The 24344-nt window shown below is 62.2% G+C and carries 24 protein-coding genes and 2 pseudogenes; 11 read left to right on the top strand and 15 right to left on the bottom strand.

Annotated features, from left to right (window positions below; genetic code table 11):
- Window positions 1-25 precede the first annotated feature (25 nt).
- From CXQ90_RS10585 to CXQ90_RS10540, 10 genes are all read right to left on the bottom strand, one after another.
- Window positions 26-691 (bottom strand): SDR family NAD(P)-dependent oxidoreductase, encoded by a 666-nt coding sequence (locus CXQ90_RS10585; protein ID WP_104139008.1) that lies wholly within the window; start codon window positions 689-691, stop codon window positions 26-28.
- A gap of 94 nt (window positions 692-785) precedes the next feature.
- Complete coding sequence (locus tag CXQ90_RS10580) at window positions 786-1685, bottom strand: helix-turn-helix transcriptional regulator (RefSeq protein ID WP_104139194.1); 900 nt, start codon at window positions 1683-1685, stop codon at window positions 786-788.
- 709 nt (window positions 1686-2394) lie between these two features.
- Window positions 2395-2856: a hypothetical protein gene (locus CXQ90_RS10575; RefSeq protein WP_219816661.1), complete on the bottom strand. Its 462-nt coding sequence runs from the start codon at window positions 2854-2856 to the stop codon at window positions 2395-2397.
- A gap of 167 nt (window positions 2857-3023) precedes the next feature.
- Complete coding sequence (locus tag CXQ90_RS10570) at window positions 3024-3467, bottom strand: carboxymuconolactone decarboxylase family protein (RefSeq protein WP_104139006.1); 444 nt, start codon at window positions 3465-3467, stop codon at window positions 3024-3026.
- A gap of 96 nt (window positions 3468-3563) precedes the next feature.
- A complete protein-coding gene (locus CXQ90_RS10565) occupies window positions 3564-4307 on the bottom strand; it encodes an SDR family oxidoreductase (protein WP_104139192.1) in 744 nt (247 codons plus the stop codon).
- Between the two features lie 181 nt (window positions 4308-4488).
- Entirely contained in the window at window positions 4489-5235 is a 747-nt protein-coding gene (locus CXQ90_RS10560; protein WP_104139005.1) for an SDR family oxidoreductase, read from the bottom strand.
- A gap of 201 nt (window positions 5236-5436) precedes the next feature.
- Window positions 5437-6657 carry a low temperature requirement protein A gene (locus CXQ90_RS10555; RefSeq protein WP_219816660.1) on the bottom strand — a complete coding sequence of 407 codons (1221 nt, stop codon included), beginning with the start codon at window positions 6655-6657 and terminating at the stop codon, window positions 5437-5439.
- A 37-nt stretch (window positions 6658-6694) separates the two neighbouring features.
- Window positions 6695-7591 carry an RNA polymerase sigma-70 factor gene (locus tag CXQ90_RS10550; protein WP_104139003.1) on the bottom strand — a complete coding sequence of 299 codons (897 nt, stop codon included), beginning with the start codon at window positions 7589-7591 and terminating at the stop codon, window positions 6695-6697.
- A gap of 263 nt (window positions 7592-7854) precedes the next feature.
- Window positions 7855-9588, bottom strand: a complete 1734-nt coding sequence (locus CXQ90_RS10545; protein WP_104139002.1) for an L-aspartate oxidase — start codon at window positions 9586-9588, stop codon at window positions 7855-7857.
- A gap of 331 nt (window positions 9589-9919) precedes the next feature.
- Window positions 9920-10150 carry a hypothetical protein gene (locus tag CXQ90_RS10540; protein WP_146068885.1) on the bottom strand — a complete coding sequence of 77 codons (231 nt, stop codon included), beginning with the start codon at window positions 10148-10150 and terminating at the stop codon, window positions 9920-9922.
- A gap of 177 nt (window positions 10151-10327) precedes the next feature.
- Between CXQ90_RS10540 and CXQ90_RS10535 the strand changes: the two genes are divergently transcribed.
- The 3 genes and pseudogenes from CXQ90_RS10535 to CXQ90_RS22895 all read left to right on the top strand — a co-directional run.
- Window positions 10328-11302, top strand: a complete 975-nt coding sequence (locus tag CXQ90_RS10535) for a TIR domain-containing protein (RefSeq protein ID WP_219816659.1) — start codon at window positions 10328-10330, stop codon at window positions 11300-11302.
- Between the two features lie 653 nt (window positions 11303-11955).
- The gene (locus tag CXQ90_RS10530) at window positions 11956-12624 is read left to right on the top strand and encodes a DUF3841 domain-containing protein (protein WP_146068884.1); all 669 of its coding nucleotides are present in this window, start codon (window positions 11956-11958) and stop codon (window positions 12622-12624) included.
- A gap of 146 nt (window positions 12625-12770) precedes the next feature.
- A pseudogene (locus tag CXQ90_RS22895) lies at window positions 12771-13010 on the top strand (acetyl-CoA C-acyltransferase); the annotation flags it as partial.
- A 427-nt stretch (window positions 13011-13437) separates the two neighbouring features.
- On the opposite strand, the gene CXQ90_RS10520 reads toward CXQ90_RS22895, so the two are convergent.
- Window positions 13438-13920, bottom strand: coding sequence for a helix-turn-helix domain-containing protein (locus CXQ90_RS10520; RefSeq protein WP_104138997.1), 483 nt, complete (start codon window positions 13918-13920; stop codon window positions 13438-13440).
- Between the two features lie 125 nt (window positions 13921-14045).
- Here CXQ90_RS10520 and CXQ90_RS10515 point away from each other — a divergent pair, with 125 nt between their 5' ends.
- The 4 genes from CXQ90_RS10515 to CXQ90_RS10500 all read left to right on the top strand — a co-directional run bounded on the left by CXQ90_RS10515 (window position 14046) and on the right by CXQ90_RS10500 (window position 17304).
- A complete protein-coding gene (locus tag CXQ90_RS10515) occupies window positions 14046-14762 on the top strand; it encodes an SDR family oxidoreductase (protein WP_104138995.1) in 717 nt (238 codons plus the stop codon).
- Window positions 14763-14809: 47 nt separating this feature from the next.
- On the top strand, window positions 14810-15334 hold the full coding sequence (locus tag CXQ90_RS10510) for a PaaI family thioesterase (RefSeq protein WP_219816658.1): 525 nt from the start codon (window positions 14810-14812) through the stop codon (window positions 15332-15334).
- A gap of 74 nt (window positions 15335-15408) precedes the next feature.
- On the top strand, window positions 15409-16368 hold the full coding sequence (locus tag CXQ90_RS10505) for a TDT family transporter (RefSeq protein WP_258064478.1): 960 nt from the start codon (window positions 15409-15411) through the stop codon (window positions 16366-16368).
- A 27-nt stretch (window positions 16369-16395) separates the two neighbouring features.
- Complete coding sequence (locus CXQ90_RS10500; protein ID WP_258064477.1) at window positions 16396-17304, top strand: ketopantoate reductase family protein; 909 nt, start codon at window positions 16396-16398, stop codon at window positions 17302-17304.
- Window positions 17305-17654: 350 nt separating this feature from the next.
- On the opposite strand, the gene CXQ90_RS10495 is transcribed toward CXQ90_RS10500, so the two are convergent.
- The 4 genes and pseudogenes from CXQ90_RS10495 to CXQ90_RS10485 form a co-directional block, all read right to left on the bottom strand.
- Window positions 17655-18353: a maleylpyruvate isomerase family mycothiol-dependent enzyme gene (locus CXQ90_RS10495; RefSeq protein WP_104138991.1), complete on the bottom strand. Its 699-nt coding sequence runs from the start codon at window positions 18351-18353 to the stop codon at window positions 17655-17657.
- A gap of 166 nt (window positions 18354-18519) precedes the next feature.
- A complete protein-coding gene (locus tag CXQ90_RS10490) occupies window positions 18520-19206 on the bottom strand; it encodes an aldehyde dehydrogenase family protein (protein WP_258064476.1) in 687 nt (228 codons plus the stop codon).
- A gap of 86 nt (window positions 19207-19292) precedes the next feature.
- Window positions 19293-19343 (bottom strand): annotated as a pseudogene (locus CXQ90_RS22890) (hypothetical protein); the annotation flags it as partial.
- 56 nt (window positions 19344-19399) lie between these two features.
- A complete protein-coding gene (locus CXQ90_RS10485; RefSeq protein WP_104138989.1) occupies window positions 19400-20350 on the bottom strand; it encodes an NAD(P)-dependent alcohol dehydrogenase in 951 nt (316 codons plus the stop codon).
- 271 nt (window positions 20351-20621) lie between these two features.
- On the opposite strand from CXQ90_RS10485, the gene CXQ90_RS10480 reads away from it, so the two are divergent.
- The 4 genes from CXQ90_RS10480 (at window position 20622) to CXQ90_RS10465 (ending at window position 24307) form a co-directional block, all read left to right on the top strand.
- Window positions 20622-20981: a hypothetical protein gene (locus CXQ90_RS10480; protein WP_104138988.1), complete on the top strand. Its 360-nt coding sequence runs from the start codon at window positions 20622-20624 to the stop codon at window positions 20979-20981.
- Window positions 20982-21135: 154 nt separating this feature from the next.
- Window positions 21136-21570 (top strand): helix-turn-helix transcriptional regulator, encoded by a 435-nt coding sequence (locus CXQ90_RS10475; protein ID WP_104138986.1) that lies wholly within the window; start codon window positions 21136-21138, stop codon window positions 21568-21570.
- A 214-nt stretch (window positions 21571-21784) separates the two neighbouring features.
- Window positions 21785-23179, top strand: a complete 1395-nt coding sequence (locus CXQ90_RS10470) for an aromatic acid/H+ symport family MFS transporter (protein ID WP_104138984.1) — start codon at window positions 21785-21787, stop codon at window positions 23177-23179.
- A 216-nt stretch (window positions 23180-23395) separates the two neighbouring features.
- Complete coding sequence (locus CXQ90_RS10465; protein WP_104138983.1) at window positions 23396-24307, top strand: LysR substrate-binding domain-containing protein; 912 nt, start codon at window positions 23396-23398, stop codon at window positions 24305-24307.
- Window positions 24308-24344 lie beyond the last annotated feature (37 nt).

Here is a 24344-nt window from a genome sequence, read left to right as displayed (position 1 = left end):
TTTTCCTTCCTGCTTGCTTTGCAACTCAGGCCAGCGGCGTCACGAAGGCGCGGAATTCCTTCCCTTCGCTGTAGATGTGCCAGAGCATTTCGGACAGAGCCGCCGGCTCGTGTGCGGGGTCACCTCCACCGATGCCCAAGGGGATGATGAGCTGCGCAACGTGGATTCCCTCCGGCGCCAAGGCATCGTGGAGCATCTGCGCGTACGCGGATTCGGCGGCGAACGCCGTGGAGGTGCCGGCGTACCTGTGGTTGGGCCGGACGGCGCTGGAGCCGTTGACGAACAGGGCGGTTCCCCGGCCGAGAGCGCGCATGCCAGGAAGCACCGCGTCCATAGCGGCCGCTGCTCCCAGCGTGGAGAATTCGATCGCAGAGCGCAGTGCTTCACGCGTCGTCTCAAAAATAGGCCGGAGAAAATCGCTGGACGGCACGGGGCTGTACTGGAGAATTTCGACAGGCCCCAACTCGTCGGCTGCACGTGCAAGAGCTGCGCTAAGCGACTCAGGGTCACGGACGTCGGCGGTGTAACCGCGGGCTGTGATTCCGGCGTCGGCCAGTTCCGCAGCGAGTGCATCCACATTTTCCTGGTTGCGGGAGAGGAGTGCAACGTTGAAGCGTTCGGCTCCGAAACGTCGGGCAGAGGACAGACCCAGGCCGGGTCCGGCACCGATGATCGCGATCGTGGTGGTCATAGTGTTCTTTTCCTTCGTGGATAGTGGGGCACGACGGGATGCCCGGCATCAAGTTGTGCCATGGCGTCGCTTAGTGGCGGAAGCGTCGCCGTCGTCAGCCGTCCGCGGGCGTCCTTGCGGACGCGGGCCGTGCGGCGTTTCCGTACTCGCTGGCCGCCCATGAGGCGAGCAATTGCACGCGCTCGGCCGACGGCGACCCCGGCTCTGCGGTGTAGATCGTGAGCGTCAGTCCAGGCTCCGCTGCCATCTCTAGCCCCTCAAAGGCCAGCGTCATCTCACCCACGATGGGGTGGTTAAAGGTTTTGAAGCCGGTGCCATGGTGGCGGACGTTGTGCGCACCCCAACGCTTGCGGAATTCATCGCTGCGGGTGCCGAGCTCGCCAATAAGGTCGTGTAGCTCTTTGTTGTGCGGGTCCCGGCCGGCCTCCGTTCGCAGGATAGATACCGTCACCTCCGCGAAAGCGTCCCAGTTCGGGTAGAAGTCGTAAGCTCGTTCGTCCAGAAAAGTGAACCGGGCAATGTTGGGAGGTTGGCCCGGCATGTCGTAGCAGTCCTTGTAGAACGCCCGTGCCAAGGAATTGACCGCCAGCAGATCCATCCTGCCGTTACGGACAAAAGCGGGACCTGCAGTGATCGCATCCAGTGCCCACTGAAGGCTCTCGTGCGGCATGAAGGACTTCGAGGTCCGCCGACGCGGCGGCCGGGCGACCGGGCTCGCCGCGTGGGCGAGGTCGAAAAGATGCGCGCGCTCCGCGTCGTCCAAGCACAAGGCCCTGGCGATGCTCTCAAGCACCTTTGGCGAGGCTCCGCTGATTGCCCCGCGCTCCATACGCGTGTAATACTCCACGCTCAACCCGGCAAGGGTGGCTACCTCGCTGCGGCGCAGGCCATTAACTCGCCGGTTCGTCGTCCCGGCAGGCAGCCCTACCTGCTCCGGAGAGACCTGGGCGCGCCGGGAGACCAGGAACTCGCGTACTTCCGCTCGATTGTCCATGGCCTCCACGCTATGCCAGCTCCCATCCCTGAGGGAGTCCCTTCCAGTGCCCCCATCGGACGGGCACTGCAACGCCATTCAGGGAGAGTTCAGCACTGGGTAGGACCGCCCACGGCCAAGCCCGTTCAAGTCAGTCGCGGCTAACCGCTCTGGCCCAAGAACGGAACAAAGGGCCCATTCCTTGCAATGCCTCTGCAAGGGAAGTCCAAGCCAATCTGTCGTCAGGCACCACTCGAAGCGCCGGCTCCCTTTGCGGCATTCAACCGAGTCGAGCCGACCTAAAGGCAACGACACAGCACGGACGCGCTCCCCCAACTCCAGCTAGGTCATGCAGTCTCAACCCGACACGAGCATTTAGGAGTAAGAACCCGTAACGTCACGGCCATTAAAAACGACGCACCCAGCAACAGCAACGGCCACCGACAAGAATGGGCCCCCGAAGGGCCCAGTAAACATAGCCAATCCGAGCCAATCCGGCCGATGTACGGCCCAGTCCCAAGCGAAAAGTGTGCACATTGTGCACACCGCCCTTCTGACAGCTTTTGTGCAACTCCAATTGACTGCCGCGCTCCCGAAGCAGGGGGCGCGGCAGTTCCGTGTTCTGCGCCAGGTGCGTTCCGGAACCGTTTCCCGCCTGCCGGTTCTGACCACACTAGCTCGCAGCACATGTGTGCACTCGACCTCCCTCACTCATGCGGTTCTCCTCCTTTCAGGCCTTTCTAGGGTGAGTCGCGGAAACACGCATGACCTGACGCCGGGCTGCCAGACCAGTCATCTGGCGGCTCGCCGGCCAGGAGCGGTAATTCTTGACGCTAAATACCCATGAACTTGCCTTAAGACAAGCGGAGTCATGGACGATAAGGTCGGGCCCAATGCCGCGAAGGTCAGTGAGCACAGTCGGCAGCACGCGGAGGGCCGTACGTGCAAGCGCCTCCAACAGCGTGACTGGAACGGGCGGATCGGGGAGCAGCTGGTCGCCCCCTGGGTAGTGGCGCACTGTCGCGCCAGTGGCGGCAATCGCCTCGCTGAACGCGGGCGAGGTGTGATATGCAACGGAGTGACCGCGACGAACAAGCTCGGCCACGATCGGAAGTGTCGGGTTGACGCGTCCGTGCATAGCGATGTTCAGGAACGCGACGGTACTCCGGTCCACCCTCTTGACGGCCGTCATGGACCGACGCCTTTTCTGAGCGCGAACACTGCCAGAGACGCTCCCGCTGACGCGGGAGCGTCACAATGAGGTTGGCCTCCGGCCCGTGGCCTCATGACCCACTCTCCCCACCACGAATTGGATTGGTTCACTGACGACTCCCCGAGCGTACCGCTGGATGCCCGAGGTCAGTTGCGGACATCGTAGTGGCTGGAGATTGCCACGCGGTTGAACGCGTTGATTGTGATTGCCACCCATTCCACTGCGGCTATCTGGTCGTCGTTGAGTGCTGCCACTTCGTCTTGGGGCAGGGTCAGCCGGTCGGAGATCAGGGTTGTGCTCTCGGCGATGGCAAGGGCATGTCGCTCCTCTGGGGTGAAGTACTGGGTATCCCGCCAGGCGGGCAGGACCGCGAGTCGATCCTGGGTTTCGCCGCGAGAGATGGCGTCGCGGATGTGCATTCTCAGGCAGAACGCGCAGCCGTTGATTTGGGAGCAGCGAATCTTGACGAGCTCGATGAGGAGGGGTTCCAGGCCCGCTACGCTGGCCGCGGTAGAGGATTCGTCGTTAAGGAGCAGCAAGGTCTTGTATGCCGCTGGTACGGCCTGGTTCAAGCGAATGTGATTACCCATGGCGGTCTGCTTTCAGAAAGTATTGTCTTGAATCGAAAAGCTGGGAAGCGGGGCGCCCTTCGACGTCCTCTATGAAGGGCACCCCGCGCTGTCCGGCTACTGCTGATTCAGCCAGTCTTCGAATCGGGTGTTAAAAATGGTCGCTTCCCTGCCCGGAAGCAGTTCGCGATCTTCGAGCAGGGCGTTGAAGTACCGTGCGGTGGGGTCGGTGACTACCTCGCGGGGGTCGCCTTGGAAGCCGAGGCCCTTGCGGATGAGCTCGTCGAGGCCGAATTGCTCGGGGCCGGCGACCTCAATGGTGGCATTTTGTGGACTTCCGACGGCGGTACGGGCAACAGCGGTGGCCACGTCCTCAGCAGCCATGGGCTGGATCTGGGCGGGTGAGAGACGAACGGTGTTTCCGTCGGTCGCGGCCTGTGCGATGCTCTTGACGAATTCGAAAAACTGCGTCGCATGAATGATCGAGTACGGGACGCCTGATTCCTTGATGAGCTTCTCCTGGGCGATTTTCGCCCGAAAGTAGCCGCTCTCGGCCAGGCGTTCGGTGCCGACGACCGACAGGGCGACGTGGTGCCCGACGCCGGCTTCCTTCTCCGCGGCGAGCTGGTTGCGGGTGGAGGTGGTAAAGAAGTCCAGCACAGCCGCGTCTTCAAACGAGGGCGAGTTCGACACGTCGACTAGAGTGTCGGCTCCCTGCAGCACGTCCGCGAGGCCCTCGCCGGTGAGCGTGTTCACCCCCGAGTCAGGCGAAGCGGCCACCGCTTCATGGCCGTGTTCGCCAAGCTTGTTGACCAGTTTCGACCCGATGAGTCCGGTTCCGCCGATAACTACGATCTTCATGATCTTCCCTTCCGTTAGTGGCATTAGGAATGTGGTGACATTCCTAATGCCAGCTATGACCGTGTACCAACACAATCTGTGACAGCCTAAGGAAGGTTGCCTCATCCGCCTCCGGGTCCGGGTTCAACGCGGTGAATTCCAGCCCGCAGTCATGCTGCGGCCGAGCTAGCCGATGTCCTGGCTATGGCGTCAAGTTCAGCCACTCCTTGAGAGCGATGTTCCCGATGCGGGCTTCACCGACGGGAACGATGCTGGTCTCTTCGATCGGCAAGCCGAAGTAGCCGGCCCCGGTATCAATGACCACTGGGCGGGAATCCTTGCGGGCCGCGAGAACCCGGGACACGAATTCATTAAGTCCTGCGCGCTCAGGGCCCGCCATCTCAAGGACGCCGTCAATCGCAGGCGAGACCGCCGTCTCCGCCACAATGCGAGCAACGTCTGCAGCAGCCAACGGCTGCATCAGGTGACTTGTTACATAAACCGAGCCGTCGCGTGTTCCGGCGTCAGCGATCATCGGGATGAACTCAAAGAACTGAGTAGCCCGCAGAATGGTGTACGGCACGCCGCCTTCTCTAATAGCCTTCTCCTGCGCAGTTTTTCCGGCAAAGTAGCTGACGGCCCCGATACGGTCGGTTCCAACGACGGACAGAGCCACATGATGTCGCACGCCTGCCTTTTTCTCGGCGGCGAGAAGATTGCGGGATGAAGTGGAGAAGAAGGGAACGACTACCTTCTCATCGAAATCAGCGGTGTTTGTCAGGTCGACAACTACGTCCGCCCCCGCCATCGCCTCATCCAATCCCTGGCCGGTCACCGAATCCACCCCGGTCGAAGGGGACGCCGCTTTCGCCTCATGGCCCTGACTGCTTAGGATCTCCACAACCTGCTTGCCGATCAGGCCAGTGCCGCCGATAACAACGATCTTCATGATGATCTTCCCTTCGATAATGGCTTAGCGGAATGTAGTGACATTCCGTCCACCAGCTATGACCGGGTACCAAATCAATCTGTGACAGCCTTTGGAAAATTGCACGCTAGTTCAGCGCAAAAGTTCGTAACTCCGGGGAACTTGTCTGGTCCAATTTTCGGAACAGCTGAAAAAGTGCCACGCGGCAGGATCCGTGATCGATCAGCTTGCTTCCCGCTTCTGTCCGGGTTGCAACACGGTCATCACGACGACCAACGCACACACAACCGCGATTCCGCCCACCACTCCGACAACCCCGATCGCACTGACGCTCGCCGGAATTGCCAGCACCGTCCCCACCGCGGGCAATATCACCGACGGGCGGATGACTGACCGGGCCGTGAGCGGCGCGTGAATCGCCCACAGCAACCCCATGAAAGCCGCAGTCGGAATCGCGACGCAGTATCCAGTGATAAACGCCTGCGCGTGGAGCTGACGTTCCGGCGGCGCGAGCATGATGGCAACTTCGAGGCCTGCTCCGAGGGCGGCTAAGGCCGCAAAGATGGCGAAGTGCCAATATCCCCATTGGTACGATTTGTCACGATTTGTGGACAATGCCTCACCCGCCGGGTGTAGGAAGTACATCCACCAAAGGGAGAACAACAGCGCGAGGCTGGCCGCCGAGACAGCAATCAGGTATGCGCTCACGCCGCCGGATCTTAATGCAGCGGCCACGCCATTTGATGCGGCCAGCACGCTTTCGCCGAGCAGAATGATCGCGAACAGGCCATACCGCTCGGCAATATGATGCGGATGCCAGCTGCTGTGACCTGTCCGTTCGGCCCACAACGGAACGCTGAGCTCCAAAATAGCGAGCATCACGAACGCGACGAGCTGCAGCTGCCCCGGCAACAACCCCGCCTGCTGCAACACCAACCGCACAACCCACGCCAGTTGAAGGACCGCGAACCCGGCTGCGTATCGTAACGCCGTCCGGCGGCTGGCCGGATCCTCAATCGCAGCCCGTAGCCATTGGGCAATCAAACCGACGCGCATCACAATAAAGCCAAGGGTGACCGCCAGATAGTCACCGTCGTTGAATGCCGCGGGCACACCTGCACCCAGCAGCAGTACGCCTCCCATTTGCAGCATCGTCAGCAGCCGGTAAAGCGCATCGTCTGTGTCGAACGCGGACGCAAACCAGGTGAAGTTCATCCACGCCCACCAGATCGTGAAGAACACCTGCAGAAACGGCAGGATCGACTCTGCTAAATGATTTTCAGCGATCCCGTGCGCCAATTGCGCTGTAAGGCTGGCGACAGCGACCACGAAAGTGAGATCGAACAGCAGCTCCAGCTGGCTTGCACGGCGGTGCGGTTCGTCCGCCGCACGGGCTCTCATGCGCACTCGCGGACCACGCTGGGCCGGGCTGATCTCAGACATTGGCGGTGCCACATGATCGGTTCAGGAAGCCCACAGGTCAGCTGCCAACCCTCGTCGCGCCGGAGAGCTTGTCCGGATTCATCGTCCACAACAGCCGATCAATACCATCGGCAGACGCCGTGAGAGTCACCACCGCAAACACCACCCCGTCCCGTGCCAGCCGTGCCGAGGGCCGGCCGTTAGCCATGAAGGGCTCGGTATCGACACCATCCCAGAAGCGCGCCGCGAACGCCCGATAGTACTTCGCGACCCGTTCCCGTCCTACAACAGGGAACTTGGATGCCCGCACCTTACCGCCGCCGTCGGAGTAGCTGACGACGTCCGCGGCGAACAGTTCTTCCAGTGCGGCCAGGTTCCCGGTTCGTGCTGCAGCCAGGAATGCTTCCAGCAGACGCTGCTGCTCTCTCACGCTCACCGCTGCGCGTTTCTCCTCAGCAAGGTGTTTGCGCGCCCGGCTGACCAACTGGCGCGCGCTCGCTTCTGTCTGTTGGATGATCTCCGCGATCTCCCCATACGGGTAGTCGAACGCTTGACGCAGCACATACGCGGCCCGTTCGGTTGGCGACAGCTTTTCCAGTATCAGCAACACAGCAAACTCGAGCGCTTCACCACGCAAGGCGCCCAGTTCAGGGTCGGCGCTTGTGTCCACCGGCTCTGGCAGCCACGGACCGACATACGTCTCACGACGGGCACGTGCCGACTGCCCGACGTTGATGGCAAGGCGGGTGGCGGTGGTCGCCAGGAACGCGGCCGCATTCCGAACCGTGCTGCGATCACACGTCTGCCATCGAACCCACGTCTCCTGCACGATGTCCTCCGCCTCGCTGACACTGCCGAGCATCCGGTAGGCGATCCCGAACAAGCGAGGACGGACGTCCGCGAATATCGTCGAGGCGGTCTCTAATTCGGCGGCTGACCCGGCATCGGCACCCATGCGCCCAATATTACTGCTCCAAGGGTTGGACCCTGGCCATAGAAGTCTAAGGCCGAGTACGGCATACGACGCCGGGCAATCTGGCGGTAAGTTGGTGTGCCAATTCTTAGCTGTTTCCCTTGCTCTGCAGGTTGTTTCTTGGTTGACGTCCGGCCCGGCCGCGCTGCCACCGGGGTGGAACGTAAGAGCGTCTTCGATTGAGGGAATCGACAAACCATTTGATTTTTGACGCGGACGGCCTACCGTGACGAACCGACGCTGGTTCACTCGACGAGTTTGTCCGCGGTTGTGACTGGTTGACGCATGAGCGTCGCGATCTCGTGCGATACAGGCGCGATGCCTTCGTGCTCGACGCCACGAGCAGGAGACCAGACAAGATTCACCTGCAAGCTTGAATCAAGATCCGGATAGTCGCTGCGGTTATGACAGCCGCGTGTTTCACGGCGTTCACGGGCAGCTTCAAGCGTCGCACGCGCCGCAAGAGCGGCCGACTTCAAGTCGAAAGCGTGTGCAAGATCCTGATATCCGGCGATGTCGGGATGCACGCCCACCTCGGTGATGCGGGCTTCAATCCCGTCGAGCTCGGCGAGGCCCTGCGTAAGACCTTCTTCGTTCCGCACGACACCCGCATGCTCGGTCATGGTGTCACGGATGGCACGCTGCAATACGCGGACGTTCTCGTGGCCATTGGCGTAGAGCAGGTCATCTATCTCTTTTCGAGCTTCATCCACCGCTTCCGCCGAGCGCACGTGTGCCGTGAGGGACTCCGAGTACTCAGCGGCGGCATTGCCGACGATCCTACCGAAGACCAGCAGCTCGATCAGCGAGTTGCCTCCCAAACGGTTAGCGCCATGCAGGCCACTTGACGCCTCCCCGATCGCGTAGAGACCCGCGACATCGGTGCTGTGATCGTCGGGACGGACCCAGACGCCGCCCATGGAGTAATGCGCGGTCGGCGCGATTTCTATCGGCGTCGTCGTGATATCGAGCATCTGCAATTCGAGCATGGTCTGGTACACACGCGGCAGGCGACGCATGATCATCTCCCGCGGCAGGTGCGAAACGTCCAGCCACACGCCGCCATTGGGCGTGCCGCGGCCCTCTTGAATCTCTGTATAACAGGCCAGAGCGACCCGATCGCGGGTAGAGAGCTCCATACGCTCTGCATCGTATTTCGCCATGAATCGCTCCCCGAGGGCGTTGGTGAGAATACCGCCCTCGCCGCGTGCCGCTTCCGAGATGAGCGTTCCTGCAGCGTTCTCTGGCTCAAGAATGCCTGAAGGATGGAACTGCACCAGCTCCGGATCGCGGATGCGGCCGCCCGCAAGCACCGCCAGGCGGAAGGAATCACCCGTGTTCTCGTCACGCCGACTGGACGTGCGCCGCCAAATGCGCGTGTGTCCGCCGGCGGCGAGCACCACGGCGTCTGCATGGATCAGATAGCGCGTCCCGTCCGAAAGCCGGAAGCCGTAGGCACCGAAGACCCGACCATCGGTGACGAGAATGCGCGTGATGTAAACATCGTCCAATATCGGAATGTCGAGCTGGGCGGCGCGATTAACAAGCGTGCGCTGAATTTCAAGCCCCGTGTAGTCGCCGCTGAAAGCGGTCCGGCGGAACGTATGAGCACCGAAGAAACGCTGACTGATCCGGCCGTCTTCCTCGCGGGCGAACGGCATGCCGTAGCGTTCCAGGTCGCTGATACCCTGAGCGGCCCCTTTGGTGACGATCTCGACGATTTCGGGGTTCGCGAGATGGTAGCTTTCGAGGATTGTGTCGGCGGCGTGCTGCTGCCAACTGTCATCGGCATCCATTGTGCCGAGAGCGGCGTTGATGCCTCCCGCTGCGAGCGAGGTGTGGGCGTCGCTTCTGGGCCTTTTGCCGACAGCGAGCACATCTACCCCCAGCTCGGCCAACTCTATGGCGGCGCGGAGGCCGGCGCCTCCGGTGCCAATAACGAGCACGGACGTCGACACGTGCAGTTCCTGAGACTTCATCACTACATTCCATTCACTCGAGATACCTAAAGTTAAGATTCCTTGAGGCGCGCGCCGGTTTGTCATCTTGAATTCCATCGGCGCAGCTTGTCCTCCGGTCCCTCACCAACTAAGACCGGGTAGCCCTCAAACTTGTGACAGGACGAAAGGACATCTCGTACTGAGAAGTTGATGCCGATGCAGCAAGTAGAGTCTCCAGCAGGCGATGGGCATGTGAACTGCCACCGACGGGATCTGCGGCCGACATATGGCTCGACATCGGTCGTGAAGTAGGACGAGTTCAAACAGATGAGAGAACCCGTCCATAGGCGTTTTGCCGTGCTTTCGCAGGTCAGGCGTTGCTTCGGCTAGCGGCGATGCACTCGCGCGTCGTCTGCGAGAGCAAGGACTCGAGGTGGAAACAAGCCGTGACGCGGTCAATTTGGCACGTAGTGGACACCTCAAAGCCGTCGAGCTCGTCCGGGAATCGGGGCAACTGCACGGCGAGGTTCTTGCCACCGCCGTCTGTCCCCCAGTCCTGCAAAAAAATGTCAGCGCTGTCATCCGTAATGAACGTTCTCATAATCGGCTCTTCGTTGAGGAAAGCTTCGTGCTGACTCATCCAGGCATCGAGCCGCTCTGTTGGTTAGGACATTGATCCGATGAAATTCGGCCATCACCCTCTATCCGGGCTTCGTGCCAGAATGGTGCAAGACCGTTTGACAGAATCGGCGGTGATACGATCAATCAATCGCGATGCGTGTCGGGCATAGACGTTGCGCTGGCGGATTTCCTGGAGGAACCGATGGATAAGCCTCGAATGTTCTTGGGCTCGTCAGGGAAACAGGAGAAATTGCTTCAGGCACTCACTCGCGGTCTGAGTGACGTCGCGCGTGTCGAACCCTGGACGACATCCTTCAATCCGGGAACGTCGACACTGGAACGCCTCCTAGAGCTCACGCAAGAGGTCGATTTCGCGGCGTTTGTCTTTGCACAGGACGACTGGACGACGGTGAGCCTGTCAGCGTCTTCCGAGCCTCAGTCGGGTCAGGCGTCTCCGCGGGATAACGTTGTGTTCGAGGCCGGCCTTTTCGGCGGCGTGCTCGGTATGCGCCGAACCTTTATTCTCCATGCAAGCGGGGCGAAGCTTCCGAGCGATCTCCTCGGCCTCACCTGCATCCGCTACGCCAGCGCGATGACAGCGTCCGAAATGAGAACCATCAACCAGAAAATCCGCAAGGCGATCGAGAACGAGGGTCGCCTTACGCGCATCGAGGGCGCGTGGTGGCACTTCTCCTTGACGGAGCGCACCGCAAAGGAGCCTGATGCCGTGAGCCTCCTGAAGATTTCGCGTGATCGCAACGGCGCGCTGGAACTGACGGGCCGCGCGTGGCGAGAGGACGGAAGTCTGTCAGCAAGATACTGGAGCGAGGCGGTGAAGGAGAGGGAAGGGTCCACAGGCGTCTTCTTCTATTGGAAGGGCGAGCGGCCGTTGGATCCCAACGCGCCGCAGCTGGAGGGAGTAGGCGAGATTCGGCTGGAAGCCGGTGACCGCGCATCCGGGTACTTCACGGCTCGCGCTGATACAGATCCGCAGGTGAATGCGCGGACAGCTGGTGTCTGGTGGCGCGCCGACCCGGACGACATGGGCATTATGGACGGTCGCGACGATCAAAGGCGCGCGGCGCTCATTGCCGAGCGGCTGAAGCAATGGAAGTCCGTCAGGAGCGCCTGATCGGCCCTGAAAAGCGCCGGACGGTGAATGGCGGCGCCTGGGTGAAGCACGCTTGCCGTTGCCGAGGGCGACGCCACGGTTATGGCCCGTTATGGAATTGTGCTGCAACTGATCGGCTGCGAATATGATCGGGGTCTGCTTGCCCGAGGTGGGACTCCTCCCCCAGAGAATCCGCCCCTCTCCCGAAAAAATCGCCAATCCGGCCCAGTCCGAAGCTGGTACAACTGAATCCGAAGCCCAGGGTGTGCACATTGTGCACACCCTCTTTGCGCATTGGTCTGAGCTCCATCGATATGCCGCACCACTGCGGGCGGGGATCCCCAGCATGCTGCGCCCTCATTCCACCGGGAACCGCTAAGCCCCGATGTCTTCGCCAAGGCTCGGCGAATTACCAAGACCAAGCAGTGGCGTCCGGGGCTGCTTGCCGGCCGGAAGCCAACGAGCGTCATGGCGTTGTGCGTCCTTCGAACATGTCATGGCCGAAAGAATAAAAGCGTGCATGACCAGGCGCGCCTTCCAGGAGCGACAGTGGTCGAAGGCCGAGCGGCACGGTTTCCCACGCTCGCCGACGAGCTGACTCCCCTTTTGCCGCTTTCACTTCCAGCGGACTCCCCGGGCGTTCTTATGTCGGTGCTCTCGGCGATGATTGTCCGGTGCCTGCAATACCGATTCGAAGTGCCCGCCCCGCCGGGGCCGTCCCGCCGGGGCGCATGCGCCACGACATCTCGGAGGACCGGATCCTCCTGCACACGATCCAGACTGCGGAGGCGTTAGGGGCGCTCCTTTCCAACGGAATGCTCAGGCCCGACCCGGCCCTGGCTGAACCGCCGTTGCACCCGGACGGCTACGACTGGATGTTCCGGCAGATGGCTGCACGGCTGCCCACGTTCGGTGACGGAGCGATCTGGCTCTGGGCGCGGATACGGCGCCAGGAGTTCGTGGAGCTGTGCAGGCTCACTCCAGGGCAGGTTCTGCTGACCTGCAGGGTGCCGCGGGAGCGGGTGCTGTTGTCGCATTTTGGTGACTGGCATGCCGTCTTGAACCGGCATCCATTGATTATTGAGCACCCCGATGAGAGCGACGAAGCATACGGTGCCCGGCTGGACCGTATCTTTGAGGACGTCGACGGCCGCGTCCGCGGAGCCGGGGTGGCGCCGGATGCGGGATACCGGCATTGGCCGGCGGATGTCCGGACAGAACTCGAGGACAGCTGGGAGTTCATGCTGGATCCGTCGAACTACGGCCGCTACGAATCCTGGCAGGCAACAGTACATTCACTGCATGCCGACGATGTCGTGGAGGCCGTCCGAATCGAAGGCTGACCGCTGCACAGCATCTGTAAAGCCAAGCTGAAGGGCGTGCATCACGAGCCCGATCAGCAGATATAAGGCAGGGTTCTTGATACACTTTTCGCTTTTATAACGCGGATATCGGGCGTCCAGGAGTAGACGACAAAGACCACACCTTCGTAGCGGGGCCTGACGTGCTGCTCTGCAAAGCAACCGGCCAATGCCATCTCCGCAGCCCTGAAAAAAATCAAGACCAGCGCGGCGGACCTGTCGGCCATAGAGATCAACGAAGCCTTCGCCGCCGTTGCCGCCCAGTCCCGCGCGAACTCGGCATGGACCAGGAAATCATCAACCAACACGGCGGGGCCATCCCGCTCGGTCATCCTGTCTCAAGAAGTGGCAGGCCCGCCGCACGACTTCGTTCCACAGCTATCCCCTTGAGGCCATCCGTTGCTAACGGGAAAGTAGTTTCTAGCGCCTGGACGCGGCTCCCCGGCGGGCGACGCGTACCGGTAGCGGCCGGCGTAGCGCTGTCGGGGGAAAGGCGGGACGCCGTCGGTTCCAGAAAGGACAGGGTCCGCCGCGGGCGGGCGCTGGCGAGAGCAGGAGAAGTCATGGTGACCCTGGCCGCGAATGTCGTTGTCTGCTTTGGCACACCATAGGGCATGGGCACTTCGTCTTGGAAGTCAAGCGTGTCATTTTGGACCCGGCAGCGCGTGGCCTCGTGCGGCGACTCGACTGGTGGCCAGACTGGAGCAGATGGCAGCCGGCGGAAAGCCGGGCGCAACGGTGGCCAGAGGACGACGGCGGGAGGTTCCGCCGTCGTCCTCTGTCCGGTTTTTGTTCTTACTGGTCGGACGGCGGGTCCGTACCGGCCGCTGACACAAGCGGTCCCAGCATCAGACTTCCTGGGGTGAACTCCTCACCGCATTCCGCACACGACACCACCGGTTTCAGGTCGGCCCCGCAACTGTGCCGGTAGGAGGCACGGGGTGTCTCGTCGCGCATCCATGTACTGCTCCACGCTGCGAGTGAAATGAGGATGGGCGCGACTTCGGCCCCGGAAGTTGTGAGGTGGTACTCGTAGCGCGGGGGGCGCTCGGAGTACTGGACGCGCTCGATCACGCCTTGGCTTTCGAGTGTGCGCAGTCGGCCCACCAGGATGTCGCGGGACGCGCCGGTATTACGCGCGATCTGATCGAACCGGTGAACGCCCAAGGACATCTCGCGAAGCGCCAGCAGCGCCCACCGCTCCCCGAGCACGTCGAGCCCCGCCGCGATGAAACACGCCCTGGGCGCATCTACTGCCTTGTCGGTCGGCCGATTCATCGTTCACCTGCTTTCGTACTTTCTCCAAGTATACAAGTCAGTTGGAAAATCCAACTTACTCGGCTACTCTGATGCTCTGAGGTCACGACAACCGCGTCGCCGCCTTTCTGAGATCAGGAGAATCCATGCCACTGCTATCTGGCGCCGTCGTCCTCGTTACCGGTGCAAATGGAGGCCTGGGCCGCGAGCTCGTGGAACAGGCCCTCGCCCGGGGTGCTGCGAAGGTGTACGCGACAGCCCGCCGCCCGCAAGTGTGGAACGACTCCCGGGTCGTCCCCCTCGCCCTCGATGTCACCAACCCTGACTCGATCCGGGCCGCCGTTACCCAGGCCCAGGACGTCACCGTTCTGATCAACAACGCCGGCATGAGCGTCGAATCGGACACGTTCTTGGCACTCCCCGACGAGAAGATCCGTGAGGTCATGGAGACCAACTTCTTCGGACCGGTCGCCTTGACCAAGGCATTCGCACCGGTGCTCGCCGCCAGCGGGACATCAGCGGTCCTCAACATCCACTCGGTGCTCAGCTGGATCGCACTCACCGGCGCCTACAGTGCATCAAAGGCCGGGCTGTGGTCGGCGACCAACTCCTTCCGCGTGGAACTGGCCCCCCAAGGCACGCAGGTCACGGGTGTTCACGTCGGCTACATGGACACAGCCATGGCCAAGGGCGTGAATGCCCCGAAGGCCTCCCCAGAGGAAGTCGCGCGGAAGTCGTTCGATGGGCTCGAACAGGGTGATTACGAGGTCATCGTGGACGAAATCAGCGCCGGAGTGAAGCGCGGCCTGTCTGGCTCGATCTCGGATCTGTACCCTGTACTGGCAGCCAACACCCCGGTATGACCGCGACAAACCCTGAAGACCTGCAGAGCTCTAAGGAGGAAACCCCGGTGTCAACCAACAGCTCGGCGCAACGCTCGGAAACCTTCACCTGGATTGATCCGGTAATCGCGCTCGAACAGCTGCCACGGCTGTCGGGTCTGGACTACTTTTCCGGCCTCCGCGACGGCAGCATTGCGCCGCCGCCGATCGCTTCCCTCATGAATTTCGATCTCGTCGATGCGAGGTACGGACACGTCGAGTTCCGGTGCTGGCCGGGAGAAGCGCACTACAACCCCCTCGGAATGGTGCACGGCGGCCTGGCCTGCACGCTCCTCGACACGGTGCTCGGCTGCGCAGCACACAGTACCTTGGAAGCAGGGATCGGCTACACCTCTATCGACCTGGCGGTCAAGTACCTGCGACCCATCACGCTTCAGAAGGGTGCTCTGCGCGCAGAGGGGTCAGTCGTAAAAACCGGCCCGCGGGTGATCTTCACCGAAGGCAGCCTCAGCACGGCCGACGGAGAACTCCTCGCCACCGCCACGAGCACGCTGCTCATCTTCCCCCACCAACCGGGCGCTCTGACAACGTGACTGATACCGGCACCGCCGTTGCCCTGACGCCTGCCGCTCAGGATCGCGCCTTGCCCCCGGCCCCCCTTTCGGGAATGCCCGCGTTAAGCCGCTTCGGCATGCCCTTGGGGCTTGCCGGTCTTGGCGGCGGTTGGTCCGCCGCGAGGAGCTCTCTCGGGTCCCCGATGTGGCCGGAGGACATCCTATACGGGGCAGCCAGCTCGCTGTGGCTGATCCTGACCGCCGTCTACGTGTTTCGGGGCCTTCGCCGGAAAGGAGCATTCCGGGCCGACCTGCGACACGAAGTGGCGGGGCCTTTCGCGTCTTTCATCCCGCTAGTGGGGATCCTGCTTTCGTCCCACTACAGCCAGTATCTGCCGCCATGGGGCGCCTGGCTGTGCATGGGTTTCATTGCCGCCCTTGCCATCGTCGCCGCCCAGCTCCTCGCCCACTGGGTCACCGGCGGGGTGTCCATGCAGTCCATCCATCCCGGCTACCTGCTGCCCGTCGTGCCCGGATTCTTCGTTGCCAGCATCGGATTCTCAAGCATCCACGCCCGTGATGCAGCCATGGCCGCGTTTGGCATTGGCGCGTTCTTCTGGCTGGTCGTAGGAACCGTCGTCACCGTCCGGCTGATGACCGGCGGCGAGCTGACAGCAGCCGCCAAGACCGGATTGTCCGCGTACCTGGCTGCGCCCGCAACGGCCAACATTGCCTGGATGCTGTCACATCCAGGACCTGTGGGGGCCGTCCAGCTTGGTCTAACAGGCGTGCTGGTGATCATGGCGCTGACGCAGGTCATGCTCCTCCCCGAGTACCGCAAGCTTCCCTTCACGCAGATGTTTTGGGTGTTCACCTTTCCCGTTGGTGCCACCGCGAACTATTCCATCCGCTGGCTTGCAACAACCGACCTCCCCGGCCGGGAAATTTACGCGTGGACGATTCTCGGCCTCGCAACGGCCTTCACGTTGGTCATTGCCGCCCGCACCGTCCCAACAGCCATCGCCCCAAAGTCAGCGAGACTCTCCGCACCACAGAGCACAGAAGTGCGGTGAAGCTCCTGCTTCCTGAAACCGGCCGCTTTGAAAATAGGTGTTCTTGGTGCAGGTGCAATGGGCCAGCTTTTTGGTGGCAGGCTGCAGCTGTCAGGCAACGATGTTTACTTCATTGATGCGGCGCCTGCAACCATTCAAGCCCTCAATTCCCGTGGAATCACTGTGGAATCAGAGGGAGCGACGAGCCACACACCTGTCAGGGCGGGAACGGCGGCCGACTTCACTGAAACGCTTGAGCTCATTATCGTCTTCACCAAGAGCTTTCACACGGAGGCTGCTGTCGGTTCCGTTCGGCATCTGATTTCCGGGACAACGTTCGGCCTGACGCTCCAAAACGGCCTCGGAAATGCCGACATCCTGGCGCGCGCCTTCACACCTGAGCGGACCTTGGCCGGCATTACTGACTTTACCGCTGATCTTGAACAACAGGGCCACATCATCACCGGACCCGGCGGGAAGGTGCGGGTAGGCACCTGGACCGGCACAACAGAGCCGTTCCTCCGCAGGCTGGTGGATATCCTCAACAAGGCAGGACTGAATGCCTCCGCCAAGGAAGCCATCCAGGAACCCATCTGGGAAAAGCTTGCCTTCAATGCTGCCCTGAACACCCTCAGTGCCGTGACAGGACAAACCGTAGGCCAAATTGGAGCGAGCGCCCCGGCCCGAGAACTCGTGGCCCGCGTCGTCGACGAGACAATTGCCGTGGCAAATACCCAGGGTGTCCACCTGTCCGCGGAGCGAGTCGACGCCGCCCTTGAGAACGCCTACCTGTACGCCGGTGAGCACAAGACCTCAATGCTCCAGGACCGGGAGGCACGGCGCCGTACGGAGGCCGACTACATCGGTGGGGCAATTGTTCGTCTCGGCGAGCAATCAGGCGTCTCTGCTCCCGTGCTGAACGCGCTGACAACACTCGCGTCCGCGCCGATCCAGTAGCGCAATCCGGGCACCGCTGGCGGCTGAACCCCAATCGAGGCATGAGATAGTCAAGAACGGGTCAGTGCCGTGTATATGTGTGCTCGAGTCCGCGGGGACTCCGGCCCCGCACTGCACTGACCCTATATGACCGGCCTAACGGCACAGGTACCGATGCGAGCTGAATGCACGGAAAGCTCGATACTTCGCATTTCGCAGCCGGCTCAGGAAGCAACGTCCTGCGGCGCGTCTGTCATTGAATTGCCGGAGACGTGTATCCCAAGAATGTCCTAGTGGATCCGGCTGGACTCCGTGGCCTGGTAGGTCCGGCTCTTTGTGCGCATCCCGCAAAGGCACTCGGGATAGGGCACTTACCAGGACGGCAGTATGGGCAGCGGGCCGTCAGCGTCGACGTTGTCAGTGACACCGCGGGCCAGCCATTCGAGCAATCCTTCTCTATCGGATGTGACGCGCAATGCGCCGTCACCGATCACCCACTCGTCGCGTTCCTCCGTCACGAGGGTCATCCCCGGCGTGCCCTGGGCGCGCATGGTGCGCACGGCGGCCTCCAGGGCGTTAAGTACCGAGTCCGGGTCCGCTTCCTCTATGGTCCATGCGGTGTCGAGGTCGTGGTGGTGCACCACGACCTCGGCGATACGCAACGCCACAATGGACGTCGCAGGAATCTGCTTACCGTGCAAGTGCACTTCCTCGACGGCGATCTCCCCGCCCAGCCGAAGTGCCTGTTCGGCGAAATATGCGGCGGACTGGCGGACTTTGCCCAGCAGTTCCTGGCGCGGCAGGGCGGCCAGCTCGGCTACCTCCTGGGCGCGGGCCTCCTGCGAGGCATAGAGTTGCTGCTCTTCGCCGGAGGTTGCCCAGTCGATGAGCTTGACCAAGGCCAAGCCGTTCGAGGCGATGTGGGCGATGACATCTGCCCGGGTCCAACCCGTGCACAAGGATGGAGCGGCCATTTCGTCGTCGGACAGGGACTCGAAGGTGGCCATGAACATGTCGGTTTCCCGGCCGAGGCGGGACAGGTCCGAGTGCAGGCGTGCGGCATTGATCATAAATTCACCTTATCCATTGGCCCGGATGCCGGCAGGCAATCCGGGCCAATGATTCATACTGAAATCGTACCGATCCATACCGTTCGTGATGGCTGTACGCGGCACAATGGAAACGGAAGCGCCCCGCCGATCCACACCTAACGGTGCATCGGCGGGGCAACCGGGATCAGAGTCGCTTGACTCCGACCGTGTGGTCGGTGGTGAATTCAGCAATAGCCCAGTCGCCGTTGAACCGGCCCAGCCCGGAGTTGCCCTCGCCGCCGAAAGGCACGTGTGATTCGTCATGGACGGGCATCTCATTGATATGCGTCATGCCGGCCTTGATGCCCAGGCCGAACTGCACGCCGCGATCGAGGTCCTGGGTGAACACGGAACTGGAAAGTCCGAATTCGGTGGCGTTGGCCAATTCCAAGGCGTGGGCTTCGTCGGTGGCCTTAATGATGCCCACCAGCGGTCCAAAGATCTCCTCGCGGGCAATCTCCATCTCGGGACTGACGTCGGCGAACACGTGCGGCGGCACGACCCGACCTGTGATTTCGCCGTCAAGGACGGTGCGGGCGCCCTCAGCCTTGGCCGTTGCGATCTTCGTTTTCAGTCCTTCAAGCTGGCTGTCATTAACCACCGGACCTACCAGGGTTTGCGCAGAAGCGGGGTCGCCGAAGGGTACTCCGGATGCCGCGGCGGTGAACCGCTCCACGAATTCGTCGTAGAGCGGGGCCTCAACAATGATGCGATTGACCGCCATGCAGATCTGTCCCTGATGCAGGAACTTGCCCAACACGGCGGCTTCCACTGCAGCATCCAGATTGGCGTCCGCAAGGACCACCAGGGGCGCGTTACCGCCGAGTTCCAAGGCAACGTGTTGAGGTGCTTACCACCGGCGGCGAGTTTGCCAACGTTCTGCCCGATCGGCGTCGAGCCCGTGAAGGAAATCAGCCCGGGAAGTGGGTGGGTGACGAAGTCGTCGCCGATCTCGGATCCGGCGCCCACCACCACGTTGAGCACTCCAGGTGGCAACCCCGCTTCCTCGAACACCCTCGCGAGAATCAGCCCGCCCGTATAATGGTGCGGAAGTGCCACCCTTTGAGTAACGAAGCACCAACTTCGAAGGACACCTCTGTGCCCGGGGCCGGGGCCCCGACGAGAGCCACCGTTCCACCGGTCCCCAGGATGTCGGCAGCCTGCCGCAAGACGGCGGGAATACCCGTGGTGTCCAGGGCATAATCGACGCCGCGCCCACCGGTGATCTGCGCTATCTCTGCTGCCACGTCCGTGGAGCGGCTGTTGATAGCGTGAGTGGCGCCCAGGTCCTTTGCTGTGGCCAGCCGGGACTCGACGATGTCGATGTCGACCGCAACAATTGTTGTCGCACCCACAGCCGCGGCGGCCATGAGAGCCGCGCAGCCAACCGCGCCGGTGCCGAAGACAACAATGCTGGAACCCGGGCGTACGTCCAATGAGTTGATGACCGCACCGGCCCCTGTCTGGAGGCCGCAGCCCAGAGGTCCCAGTAGTTCCAGCGGAAGGTCCTCATCGACCTTTACGACGCTGCGGACAGCAACGTTAACGTGCGTCGCGAAAGACGATTGACCGAAAAAGTGCGAGGAGACTGCGGACTCGCCATCCTTCAAGGCTGTCGAACCGTCGGGACGCGTACCGGCGAAATTACGACCGTAGAAGTCGCTGCAGTACGCGGGCCGTCCTGTCAGGCACTGCCCGCACACCCCGCAGGAATTGGCTGAAAGAACTACAGAGTCTCCGACGGCGACAGAGGACACCAGGGAGCCGACCGCCTCTACAACTCCTGCCCCCTCGTGCCCCAGAACCGCCGGCAAGGGCGTGGGGTAGACCTGGTCGCGGACGATCGCGTCGGTGTGACAGACGCCAGTTGCGACGAGCTTCACCCTGACCTCGTCCGGGCGGGGCTCATCCAATGAGAGTTGGACGATCTCGAAAGGAACTCTGGGCGCGGAAGCGAGGGCAGCAGTGACCTTCATTGGAATGGCTCCTCAGGGGTAAGGCGTGGAATAAGCGGAAGTTGAAACGTCCGGCGCACGGTGTTCGTTTGACCGCAGTCAGCCGTTTTCGGTGCCAAGGACCCGACGTTCGGCCTTGCAGTCGTCAAGCGTCTACGGTTGCCGCGAGCAGTCCATGCGTCCGGATCGGTGCCTATACTGTGACACGTGGCACAACGGGCGGGGTTGTCCATGGGCGACATAGGGGTTGTCGATTGACGCCATCTCCGCCGCACATAAGGAGGTGCCGTGCATGACAATGGGTTTGATAGCTGACGCGTGGTATCACGACATGGAGTCAACGTTTGGCGGGCTTGAGGTACTGGCTCTTGGCAGTTCCGCTGGGCAGGTTTCCGGTGCACTGGCGGCCAAGGAACTGGGCCACATCGGAATATATGGAATCTCGGGCACCCCGCAGCAGCTCGTACGATCGCCCCGTGCAGTACGCCAGTCGCCGACGGATTTGCTCAAGGTGTGCGCGATGCGCCGCGGGCGTTGCATCATCGAACAATCCGGGCGCGAGCTGACGGTCGCAGCCGGAGAGTTTGGCCTTTACGACACAGCGGTGCCTACCGGCTCACCTTCCAGGGCGCATGGCAATGCGAGGTCATGACGGCGCCTTCAGCGTCCCTCGGCGCGCCACGTGCGGCCGTTGACGAAGCGCGGTCGCACCCTTGGTCGTCCACAACGGGGGCCGGGACGGTGCTGGCGCAGTTCATCAGCGCCTGCACGTCCATGACTGTCTTAGCGCGGCAGCGTGGAACCACTTGGCCACGGCCGGTGAAGCACTGCTGGCCAGTGTAGTCCTGCAGGATTATGAGCCCGGCTCCGAGGACGTGGCTGAGTTCCTCCGGCATGAAATCGAGTCTTATGTCGACCGAAACCTGCAGGACCCGAAACTGGGCCTGAAGCAGATCGCTTCCGCGCACCACGTCTCCGTGCGTACGGTTCAGCGGATGTTTGCAGGAAGCGGTATGGGGCTGACCGGGCTGATCCGGAAGAGACGCTTGCAGGCGGTACACCGCGACCTTGCTGATTACCGCACCAGCCATCTCACCATCGCCGAAGTGGCGGCGAGATGGTGCATCCATGACGCCCAGTGGCTCGTCAGGGCTTTCAAATCCGAGTTCGGCTTGTCGCCCTCGGAGTTCCGCAAATCTTCCGCAGCGGAAACCAGCACAGCCCGCGCGTCAGTCCTGTAGGGGGGCCCTGTCCGGGGCAACAGGTCGTACCTTTTCGGCGCTACGCGTAACCATGGCCGATTGATATCTCAAAAGTATGGATCACACCCCGGCCTGAGCCCGGGCATTTACCGTATATGGCGGGCGTCACACCTCTGGAACACTGAAGCAAAGCCAAGGGACACAGGTTCACCCCCCGGCACTCCATCCATGCTCCGTCAGAGAGGACAGGCATATGGCTACGCTCCACACCGTCATCGCCGAAGACCCGCGCAAAGAGGCGCGCACCGCAAACTGGGTGGCCTTCGTCATCTGCACCGCATTGTTGTTCGATGGCTACGACCTTGTTGTATACGGCACCGTCCTTCCGGGACTGCTCGCCGACCCAAGCCAGATTGGCGCCTTCGACGCCGCCGCAGCTGGGCTCTTGGGCTCGTGGGCGCTGGTTGGAGTGCTGGTCGGGTCGCTGATCTGCGGCGCGGTCGGCGACTTCTTCGGGCGCCGCCGACTCATGCTCCTGGGCATCGCGTGGTTCTCGGTTGGGATGTTCGTCACGGCGCTGACCACGACAGTTACGTCCTTTGGCGCTATGCGTTTTATCACGGGGGTGGGCCTCGGCGTAGTCATCGCCACCGCAGGCGCCACCATGGCAGAGTTTGCGCCAGCCGGCCGGCGCCAGTTCTACAACGCGATCGTCTACTCGGGTGTCCCCGCTGGCGGTGTGTTCGCCTCCGTCATGGGCATTCTGCTCCTCAATGACATTGGCTGGCGCGGCCTGTTCATGATCGGCGCCCTCCCCCTCGTCCTGCTCGTGCCCATCGCTTGGTTCAAGCTTCCGGAGTCCCCCCGCTGGCTGCTGGCCCGCGGCCGTGAGGATGAGGCCCTGGCTGCTTCGCAGCGGACCGGCGTTTCACTCATTGAAGAACAGGTCATTCGGCAGTTAGGCGCAGCCCCGCAGAAGACCGGCTTCGCGGCCGTGTTTTCCAAACAATTCGCAGTGGCTTCCGTACTTCTGGGCTTGATGTCATTCTCCGGCCTGCTGCTGACCTACGGCTTGAACACATGGCTGCCGAAAATCATGGAGGGATACGGCTACGGGCGGACTTACGCACTTTTCTTCCCCTTGGCATTGAACCTCGGCGCTGTGGTGGGAGGTTTGCTGCTTTCGCGCTTCGCTGACAAGGCGGGTCCCCAGCGGGCCATCGCGAGCACCTTTGTGCTGGCCACGATAACCCTGGTGCTGATGACCTTCGGCTTCCCCCTGCCGATGTTGTTCCTGTGCATCGCCATCGCGGGAGTTGGCACCCTCGGAACCCAGGTGCTGGTTTACGGTTTCCAGTCCAATTATTACACCACCAACGCCAGGGCTGCCGGCGTGGCCTGGTGTGCCAGCGTGGGCCGTCTGGGCGGCATTCTCGGACCAATCATCGGCGGCTGGCTGGCAGCGGCGGGAATCGGCGGAGCCACCGCGTTTTACATCTACGGCGGCGTCGCCCTGTTGGGCGCGATCGTCACGGTTCTGGTTCCCCGTCAGCGAAAGCTCGAAGAAGCAGAGCACAGGGCCGAGGAAATCGTGGAGCAACCCGTGGAAGAAGAACTGCGCACCTCCACTCCCCCGGTCCGCCTTTGACCCGACGTAGCCGGCCGTTGCCTTAATGCGCCGAGATTCATGGAGAGGGTGCCCAAGCCTGGCCTGGGCACCCTGCCGCCGCTATCGGCCAGTAAGCAGTGCCAAGCCCGCCATTATGTCTGACGCAGACAAGAATGATGGGCTTTATACTTGCTTTCTGAATCAATACGGTTCGGCGCCCGAGCGGCGGCGCCACACGGAGGGACGGCACGACCAATGGAGATCAGGCAGCTCAACTACTTTATTGCTGTTGCGGAGGAGCGCCACTTCGGCCGTGCCGCCAAACGCCTGCATATAGCCCAGCCACCCTTGTCTCAGCAAATCCGGCAGCTCGAAGAGCAACTGGGTGTGCGCCTGCTGAACCGAACCACCCGCAGGGTGGAACTCACGGCCGCCGGGCAGGCGCTGCTGGACCGGGGACGGCAAATCGTCAATGCGGTCGGAACACTCCGGGCTGACGTCTATCAGGTCGGGCAAGGCGCATCCGGTGTTCTGCGCGTGGGCTTCTCCGGATCAGCGACCTACGGTGTTATGCCCCCGATCGTTCGACGTGCCAAGCAGGTACTCCCTGGGCTGTCGCTGAATCTGCATGGCGAGATGCTCACCCCGGCCATGGAAGCCGGCCTGCGGGATGGCACCTTGGATGCGGCCCTGTTGCGCCCGCCCATCGCCTCCGAGGAGATCGAATACCGCATCGTGACGCGCGAGCCGCTCATCGTGGCGTTGCCGTCCTTCAGCGCCCTGGCTATGGACCGGCCAGTGGCCGTGCACGAACTCCAGGACCAGGAATTTATCTCCTATCCACCGGAGTCTGTGCTTTACCGGACCACCGCAGGACTTTGCCGCGAGGCAGGCTTCCAGCCACGCATCACCCAAGTCATCAATGAGACGTCCACGATGCTCTCCTTCGTGGCAGCGGGTAGTGGCGTTGCCATCCTTCCGGCGAGCGTCCGTGCCCTGCAGCTCGAGGGGGTCGTTTACCGCGATATCGAACAAGCACCCGAGGTGGAGCTGGCCGTGGCTTGGCGGCGTGAGGACCGGTCATCACTGCTCCAGAGCTTCCTGGATGTCGTCGGCGCTGCGACCAAAGACCTGCCCAACCGCACTCCCAGCCCTCCCGGATCCTGATCGCGGGCGGGCCCGGTTCGATGCCAGATGGCCCGCG

The organism is Arthrobacter sp. ZGTC131, assembly GCF_002929275.1.
GTDB lineage: Bacteria > Actinomycetota > Actinomycetes > Actinomycetales > Micrococcaceae > Arthrobacter.
This window is presented reverse-complemented; position numbering and strand designations above follow the sequence as displayed.

Bases quoted from the DNA above. Each gene is read 5' to 3' on its own strand.
- CXQ90_RS10505 (WP_258064478.1), top strand. From the start codon at position 15,409: ATGCCCGCGTTAAGCCGCTTCGGCATGCCCTTGGGGCTTGCCGGTCTT.
- CXQ90_RS10570 (WP_104139006.1), bottom strand. From the start codon at position 3,467: ATGGGTAATCACATTCGCTTGAACCAGGCCGTACCAGCGGCATACAAG.
- CXQ90_RS10550 (WP_104139003.1), bottom strand. From the start codon at position 7,591: ATGGGTGCCGATGCCGGGTCAGCCGCCGAATTAGAGACCGCCTCGACG.
- CXQ90_RS10545 (WP_104139002.1), bottom strand. From the start codon at position 9,588: ATGAAGTCTCAGGAACTGCACGTGTCGACGTCCGTGCTCGTTATTGGC.
- CXQ90_RS10585 (WP_104139008.1), bottom strand. From the start codon at position 691: ATGACCACCACGATCGCGATCATCGGTGCCGGACCCGGCCTGGGTCTG.
- CXQ90_RS10485 (WP_104138989.1), bottom strand. From the start codon at position 20,350: ATGAAGGTCACTGCTGCCCTCGCTTCCGCGCCCAGAGTTCCTTTCGAG.
- CXQ90_RS10555 (WP_219816660.1), bottom strand. From the start codon at position 6,657: ATGTCTGAGATCAGCCCGGCCCAGCGTGGTCCGCGAGTGCGCATGAGA.
- CXQ90_RS10495 (WP_104138991.1), bottom strand. From the start codon at position 18,353: ATGATCAATGCCGCACGCCTGCACTCGGACCTGTCCCGCCTCGGCCGG.
- CXQ90_RS10480 (WP_104138988.1), top strand. From the start codon at position 20,622: ATGACAATGGGTTTGATAGCTGACGCGTGGTATCACGACATGGAGTCA.
- CXQ90_RS10575 (WP_219816661.1), bottom strand. From the start codon at position 2,856: ATGACGGCCGTCAAGAGGGTGGACCGGAGTACCGTCGCGTTCCTGAAC.
- CXQ90_RS10515 (WP_104138995.1), top strand. From the start codon at position 14,046: ATGCCACTGCTATCTGGCGCCGTCGTCCTCGTTACCGGTGCAAATGGA.
- CXQ90_RS10470 (WP_104138984.1), top strand. From the start codon at position 21,785: ATGGCTACGCTCCACACCGTCATCGCCGAAGACCCGCGCAAAGAGGCG.
- CXQ90_RS10565 (WP_104139192.1), bottom strand. From the start codon at position 4,307: ATGAAGATCGTAGTTATCGGCGGAACCGGACTCATCGGGTCGAAACTG.
- CXQ90_RS10540 (WP_146068885.1), bottom strand. From the start codon at position 10,150: ATGAGAACGTTCATTACGGATGACAGCGCTGACATTTTTTTGCAGGAC.
- CXQ90_RS10580 (WP_104139194.1), bottom strand. From the start codon at position 1,685: ATGGACAATCGAGCGGAAGTACGCGAGTTCCTGGTCTCCCGGCGCGCC.
- CXQ90_RS10560 (WP_104139005.1), bottom strand. From the start codon at position 5,235: ATGAAGATCGTTGTTATCGGCGGCACTGGCCTGATCGGCAAGCAGGTT.
- CXQ90_RS10465 (WP_104138983.1), top strand. From the start codon at position 23,396: ATGGAGATCAGGCAGCTCAACTACTTTATTGCTGTTGCGGAGGAGCGC.
- CXQ90_RS10520 (WP_104138997.1), bottom strand. From the start codon at position 13,920: ATGAATCGGCCGACCGACAAGGCAGTAGATGCGCCCAGGGCGTGTTTC.